Annotated in this window: 2 protein-coding genes; both read right to left on the bottom strand. The window is 71.2% G+C overall.

Annotation, left to right across the window (positions count from 1 at the left end; all coding sequences use genetic code 11):
* Positions 1 to 7 precede the first annotated feature (7 nt).
* A complete protein-coding gene (locus tag ACRYCC_RS07260) occupies positions 8 to 4,759 on the bottom strand; it encodes a DUF6603 domain-containing protein (protein WP_433809800.1) in 4,752 nt (1,583 codons plus the stop codon).
* A complete protein-coding gene (locus ACRYCC_RS07255) occupies positions 4,752 to 7,280 on the bottom strand; it encodes a M64 family metallopeptidase (protein ID WP_433809799.1) in 2,529 nt (842 codons plus the stop codon). Before ACRYCC_RS07255 ends, ACRYCC_RS07260 begins: the two co-directional genes overlap by 8 nt.
* Positions 7,281 to 7,393 lie beyond the last annotated feature (113 nt).

The following is a 7,393-nucleotide window of genomic DNA, read 5'->3' as shown; positions in this document are numbered from 1 at the left end:
ACCGTGCTCAGGGTGTGAAGATCTCGGCGTCGGCGGTCAGCACGTCCGTGCCGGGGTGCGGGGCGGCGACCGCCGAGCGGGTGCGGCCGCCCGCGGCGAGCACCCGGCCGTCGGCCAGTTCCACGGCCGCGAAGGCCCACCGGCCGACGGCCGGGCCGCCGGTGGTGGTCCAGCCGTCCGCGCCGGGGTCGTACAGCAACGCGCTCCGGAAGCCACCGTCGAAGGCGGGGGCGCGGGTGCCGCCGGCGACGAGCACCCGGCCGGAGCGCAGCAGGACGGCGCGGTGGCGGGTGCGCCCGCCCGGCATGTCGCGGACCGGTGTCCACACTCCGGTGCCGGGGTCGTAGCGCTCCGCGGAGGCCAGGGCGGCCGGACTGAACGGGCCGCGGACCGCACCGCCGCGGGCGTCGCCGCCGGTGACCAGCACCGTGCCGTCGGCGAGCACGGTCGCCTGGTGCCCGCTGCGCGGGGTGTGCAGGCTGCCGGTCGGGGTCCACGTGCCGGTCGCCGGGTCGTAGATCTCGCAGTACGCCAGCGCCACGTCGGTGCGGTCGGTGGCCAGGACCCCGCCGACGACCAGCACCCGGCCACCGGGCAGCGGTACGGCCCGGTGCCCGGATCGCGCGTCGGTCATCGGCGCGGTCTCGGTCCACCCGCCGCCGACCGGGTCGAACAGCTCGGCGGAGGCCAGCGTGCCGGCGCGGCCCGCGGCCCGGGCGCCGACGCCGCCGGCGACCAGCAGCCTGCCGTCCGGCAGGGCCGTCGCCGTGTGCCCGAACCGGGGAACGTGCATGGCCGACGGTGTGAGGGACCACGTGCCGGTGAGCGGATCGTAGAGCTCGGCGGAGCCGAGGCCGGTGGGCGCGTCCGGGGTCCGGCCGCCCGCGGCCAGCGCCCGCCCGTCGGCGAGCGTGGTCAGCGAGTGCAGGTCACGGACGGTCCGCAACGGGCCGGTGGCCGCCCAGGTCCCGGCGATCGGGTCGAACAGCGCGGCGTCGTCCACCGCCTGGCCGGTGGCGTCCGCGCCTCCGGCGACGATGACCTTGCCGTTGCCGAGCCGTACGGCGGCGGCCGCCGGCGAGTCCCAGGACGCGGCGGCCGGCATCGGGTTGGTCGTGGTGGTCCAGCCCTCGGACGTCGCGGGCGGGGCCGCCGCCTCCGGCTCCGGGATGACGTGCAACTGCCCGGCCAGGCTCGGGTCCGCCTCGACCCAGTCGGCGAGCGCGTCGTACGCGGCGGCCTGGCTGAGGAAACTCGCCGTCGCGTTCCCGACCGAACCGGGCGGGAACGCCTGCAGGTTGTTGCGCACGTACGCGACCACGAAGCGCTGCCCGACGACCTGGACGGTGTCGCCGGCGGCGTACGGCTGCCGGAGGTCGGCTTCGCGCTGCGACAGCGGGGACCGGCTGGTGCTGCTGCCCTCCAGCAACTGACCGAACACGGCGGGACTGACGCTGGTGAGCCGCTTGGTGCGTACCGCCGTGGCGGCGACCCGGCGGACCACGCCGTCACTCTGCGGCGCCGTCCGGGCGGCCGGGCGCACCGTGCCCGGCGGGCGGCGCAGCCTGCTGTCGATGACGATCTGCTCGTACCGGGCGCTGCGCCGGACCACCCGCGCCGAGGCCATCGCGCCCTGCGCCGCGACCAGCTCCAGCCCGGCGTCCTGGTTCTCGTACGCCGGTCGCGACAGCTTCGCCGCGTCGTCCATGTCCTGGAACTGGGCCATCGCGAACCTGTCGGCGGTGACGGAGGCCCGCACCAGCCCGCTGCCCGGCACCGGCTCGACACCGAACCGCTTGCCGTCGCGTGGCCGCTGAGCCCCGACCCGGTCCAGCCGGATGTCCAGCGGGATGGCACGCTGCTGGACGAACAGCGAGCCCAGCGGGTGCAGCACCAGGTCCTCGGTCGCGTCCGGCGTGCGCAGGCTGACCAGGGGCTTGCCGCCGCCGGTGGGCGGCCGGGTCTGCCAGCCCTCCGCCTTGGCGACCTCCCCTGCCAGCAGCGGCAGGACGTCGATCGGCGGCAGTGTGGTGTCGCGGCTCTCGCCCCAGGTGATGTCGAAGTCGGCGGAGATCTCGAAGAACAGCAGCGAGATCGAGCCGCGGCCGTACGCCCGCCACGGCGCCGGGCCCTCGAGCTGGAAGGCCAGGTGGATGCTGAACAACCCGATGCCGAACACCTTGAGCGAGACGCCCGCGGAGACGGCGATGACGAAGGAGAACGGGGAGAACTGGAACAGCGCGTCGAAGCTCAGATGCCCCTGGATGCCGAAGTCGTCGAAGCCCAGCACCAGCTCGGCGTGCGCGCCGAACTGCACGGTGTTGCTGGTGATCGCGAAGTAGCCGGACACCGTGATCCGGGCGCCGGGCCGGTTGAGGATGTCGACCGACAGCCGGGGCGGCACCGGGAACGGCAGCGGCGGCGGCTTGTAGGAGGGGTGGAAGCCGCCGACCGAGACCACGAGGTCGGGGTTGTCGCCCCAGCCGACCAGCAGGCCCATCCCGCCCTCGATGGTCATGAACAGGATGCGCGACTCGAAGAGCTGGGCGAAGAACCACAGCCGCTGCTTGTCGAACTCGATCGCGCCGACGAACTGCACCTGCAGCACCAGCAGCGGCAGTTCGGTGGTCGGCAGCACGCACCGCAGCACGCCGAGGATGGCGATGTTGCCCGGGATCTCGATGATGACGCCGAGGGACACACTGATCAGCGTCGGGGTGCCCCAGCCGATCTTGGCCATCGGGCCGATCAGGAACGTGCCCTCCTGGGCGGGGAAGAAGGCACGCAGGTCGCTGATGATCCGGGGCGCGTTGGCGACCACGTCGCGCGGGAACATCACCGACTCGATCGAGCCGGTGCGCACGCCCTCGGCGAGGGCCTGGAGGTTCATCCGGCGGTTCAGCCCGAGCAGGCCGCCCACCGCCAGCAGGGTGAAGCCGAAGCCGAGCTGGATGCCGGTGGCGAACTCGGCGGTGATCACCAGCAGCAGCGAGAAGCCCTGCGATCCGTCCGGCATCCGGGTGCTGATCAGCCCGATCGCCTTGACGTCGAACAGACCGGCGAACTCCAGCTCCAGTGCCCCGGCGTACTCCCCCTTGTCGGGATCGAAGAAGAGGTAGCCCCCGCCACTGACCACCCCGGCGTCCACCGACAGGCCCGCGCCCTTGGGCGGCTTGAACCCCAGGGAGAGGTCCAGCGGGCCGAGGTTTCCGTCGTGGTCGGGCTTGAAGGCGAACGCGGCGGACAGGCCGATCTGCTCCACCACCGCCTTGAGGGGTCCGAGCTCGGCCTTGAAGGACGCGCCGAGGCCGATCGGCAGAGAGTCTCCCGAGGGGGTCACCGAGATCGTCAGCGACTGGATGTCGACCGGGCCGAGCTGGAGGTGCACCGGCAGCTGGATCTCCAGGCTGGAGGTGCCGCGGAAGTAGAACCCGGTGCGGTGGGAGACGCCGAGCAGGAGGTCGGCGCCGAAGGAGAAGCCGCCGTCGGGCAGGATCTTCGCGATGAAGCCGTCGGCCTCGGAGGGGTCGAAGACGAACTCCAGGCCGCCCAGCTCGAACTCGGCGAAGACGTCGACGTCGTCGCCGGTCAGCCGGATCCCGCCGGTGCCGGCCAGCTTCCGGAACTGCAGCCGGGTCTGCTCCGGGGCGCCCAGCAGCACGATCGGCTCGCCGTCGGCGCTGCCCCGCTCGGCCTTGACCGCCAGCGAGCCGCGGGCGTGCACCGGCGAGCCGGCCGACTCGAACCCGACGATGATCTCGATGCCCTGGCCGGGGCGTACCTGCAGCGCCACCCCGCCCTGCAGGTCCAGGTCGCTGCGCAGGGTGACGGCGATGTCCGGGCCGAGCTCCAGCCGGAAGTCCAGCACGCCGTTGTAGGCGGGCAGCAGCGCCAGGCCCGGCGGGTTCCCGCCCTGGGCGGGCAGCGGCATCAGCCGGACCTCGGCGGCCATCCGTCCCGAGGCCTGCACCCGCTCGAACACGACCGCCTTGATCGCCTTGACCGGTGGCGCCCCCGGGTCCGGGACGCCGCCCTGGACCGCCGTCGCGGTGGCCTCCGGCAGCCTGGCGACGAGGACGTCCACGCCGATGGTCATCAGCAGGTTGTCGAGCTGGGAGGCGAGGGCGGAGAAGTCGAAGGTGGGCTCGCCCCAGCCGAACGCGTTCTTCAGCACCACCGACGGGTCGCCGAGCACCCGAGGCAGGTCGGTGAGGTCGAGCGCGAGGTGCATGTAGGGCGGCCGCCCGCCCTCCGCGGGCGCGTAGCCCGACTTGACGACCCCCAGCGAGCGGAGGGCGAACGCGACGGATGGGTGGAAGCGCTGGACGTAGGAGATGACGAGGTAATCGATGAGCTGGCGCGGGAACTTGGTCTTGAAGCCGTCCGCGCGCAACGGTGCGGGGATCGCCGAGTCGGGCGCATTGACGATCGCCCGGATACCGCCGACGACGTCCTGTACGGCGCGCAGCGCCCTGCTGACGTCGTCGGGCGACACCTGGACGCTCGCGCCGCCTCCGGCACCGCCCAGCGAGCCGTCGATGTTGAGGCCGCCGTCGCCGAGCAGCCTGCTCAGGCTGTCGTAGAGGGTCTCCACCCCGGTGCCGAGATCGCGCAGTGGCTGCGGGATGTCGTCGGCGCGCCAGCCCAGCTTCTGCAGGAGCGCGAGGAACGCCTCCGGGGAGGCCAGCGCCTGGCGCAACGGCAGCAGGGCCTGCCCGATCTCGGCGACCAGCGTCTCGAACGTCCCGGGCTCAGCCATTCTTCTTGGCCTCCGGATAGAGCTTCTCGCTGAGGAGGGCGTGCTGGCCCGGGTCGACCCGGTTGACCATCAGCCACTTGCAGACGTAGCAGAACTCGCCGCCCTCGTCGGAGTCGCTGACGCTGCGCATCTTGCATCCGCCGGTCGGCCGGTAGTTGGCCCCCGCGAAGAAGACGGCGCCCTCGAAGATGCCGACGAGCCTGGACGACTTGCAGGGTGCCTTGAAACCCGCGATGGACACCGGGTTGTCGGTGCCCGCCTTGGCCTTGGTGGTGTCGGTGTCGACGTTCAACGGGGTGTGGGTGGTGTTGAGGTGTTCCAGCACCTTCTTCTCCACCACCCGGACCAGTGCGCCGGAGGCGTCCTTGAGCGGGACGAACACCGCCGAGCCCTTGGCGAAGGTCGGGAACGGGCTGGGCGGGGCCCCGGCGAACGCCAGCACGAGGGTGCCCTGGGCCGGGTCGATCTTGGCGATGGTCAGCGGCTGGAGGTACTGCGCGGGACCGGACTGCAGCGGCAACTGCTTGCCGAACGGGCTGATGTTGACGTTGCGCAGGTGCACCTCCGGAGGCGGCGTCTGCGCCTGCGCCTCCTGCCACTTGCCGATCTGGCCCTTGTCGATGGTGACCTTGATGCCGGCGGGGTCCTGCTGGGACGGCGCGATCAGCCGGTCGGACACCCGTATCCGCGGCAGCTCGAACCACTTGACCTTGCCGGGGTCGATGCTCCGGCTGGGGGCCGCGCCGAACCGCACGAACCCGAGCCGGGTGACGTTGTCGCCGAACAGATCGTCGGTCAGCGCGGCCTCCTTGTCGTCGCCGCCGGACTCCTCGTACTCGTCGGACAGGTTGAAGCTGTGGCCCCACTCGTGGGCGACGGTGTTGGTGATGTCGTCGAAGTCCGCCTCGATCTTCGGCGGGGTGCGGCGCATCTCCCGTTTGTCGGCCGGATTGGCATAGGCGAAGGCCACGCCGCGGCCGCTGTTCAGCGACAGCGTGGTCATGCTCCGCAGGCTGATGTTGCCGCCGCCGTCCAGGCCGTCATGGGTGATCAGGGCGACCAGCCCCCGGCTGGGCTTGAAGTGCAGGTCGTCCGGCTCCCATACGGGGCCGATCAGGGTGAACGGCGCGAAGACGTGTTCCAGTCCCTTGACGTAACTCATGATCGAGTTGCCGGGATCGGTCCCCCCGGTGAACCGCTCCGGCGGGTGCCTGCGCGGATCGGGTACCAGCAGCCGGGTCCGTACGGTCGTGTAGAACTCGTACAGCCGGCCGACGAACTCCTTCAGCCCGGCGGTGCCGTGGACGTCGCCGCCCGCGGGCGGGGTCACCGCGGCCGGAGTGGAGACGCCCGAGCTCCGGTCGGCCAGGCGGCTGCCGAAATGCAGGCCGAAGAAGGTGTCCCGAGCATGCAGGATGCCCACGGACTGATGCACCTTCCAGGCGTTAATGAGGGTGTCGTCGACCTTGGCCGGATCGAAGCCGGGCAGGTCCTGCCCGCTCCAGATGGCCTTGAGGTTCGGCCGGCTCTCCCCGCGCATCGGCAGGCCCACCCGCACGACCAGTTCCTGCATGGTGTACATGGCGGGGTCGCTGCTCACCCGGTCGTTGTACGGAATGGGGGTGCCGGGACCCAGCGTCCCCTCGGTGTCGGTGACCTGGAATCCGCAGGTGACCGCGCGCTGCTGGGAGGGCGTGAAGGCCTTGTAGACATTGAAGCTGGTCTCCAGCGTGGCGTACGGCTCGTGCCGGGGTTTGTGGAACAGTTCGCTGACCGTCGTGGTCACGACCTCGTCGAAGAAGGGGCGGTCGGCCTCGGTGAACGCCTCGCCGATGAAGACGATGTTGTGTCTTTCGTCTTTGTGCACCTCGTCGTGGACGTGCACCGGGAACAGATCACGGTGGTTCTTCGCGTAGTCGACCACCCGGACGGGCAGCGTGGCGGTCTGGCCCAGGAACGTGCCGGAGAGGTTCACCGGCGTGCTCGTCTCGACCAGCCCGCGCAACCGGCCCTCCGGGGTGACGACGACCTTGGTCGCGTCGGCCGGGGTCAGCGGGACGTACTGGTGCCCGGTGATGTCCCCGATCAGGTCCGCGCCGGTGGGGTCGTCGCTGAACTTGGCGTAGATCGACGGCTGCGCGTGCGCGATCGCACCGTCCTTGGCGGTCGTGATCGAGTCGTTCCCGAACCACCACGCGACGATCTGGTTGTGCACCTGGAGCCGGCCGACGATGTACTCCTGGCCGCGCCGGATCTGGAAGAGGTACACCCCCGGCGTGGTGGCGGTGACCACGCCGGTCGCCGGGTTAACCGTCGGCAGGTTGTCGAAGCGATGGCCGGCCTGATTGTGCGGCGCGAAGAAGTCGAACGCGCACTGCGCGGCCGGAACCGGCGTCAGCGTATAGCGACTGGGATCGCCCGCCGTGTCGGTCCGGCTGAACACCCGCAAGGTGAGCGCCGGAGTGCCGGTGAGCGCCATGTGAAGATCGCAATGCGGGAACAGCACAAGGTCGGCAACCACCAGCGCCCCCATTCGCAGTGGATTTCGGACAGCCCCTTATTTGCGATGTAAACATCGCCGTCCGCGGTCCTGCGCTATTCACAGTGCCATCGCGGAGATGCCGAGTCCAGACG

The organism is Actinomadura scrupuli, assembly GCF_050971785.1.
In the GTDB taxonomy this organism is placed as follows: Bacteria; Actinomycetota; Actinomycetes; order Streptosporangiales; family Streptosporangiaceae; genus Actinomadura_E; species Actinomadura_E scrupuli.
The sequence above is the reverse complement of the archived record's forward strand: the minus strand, read 5'-3'. Positions and strand labels throughout refer to the sequence as shown.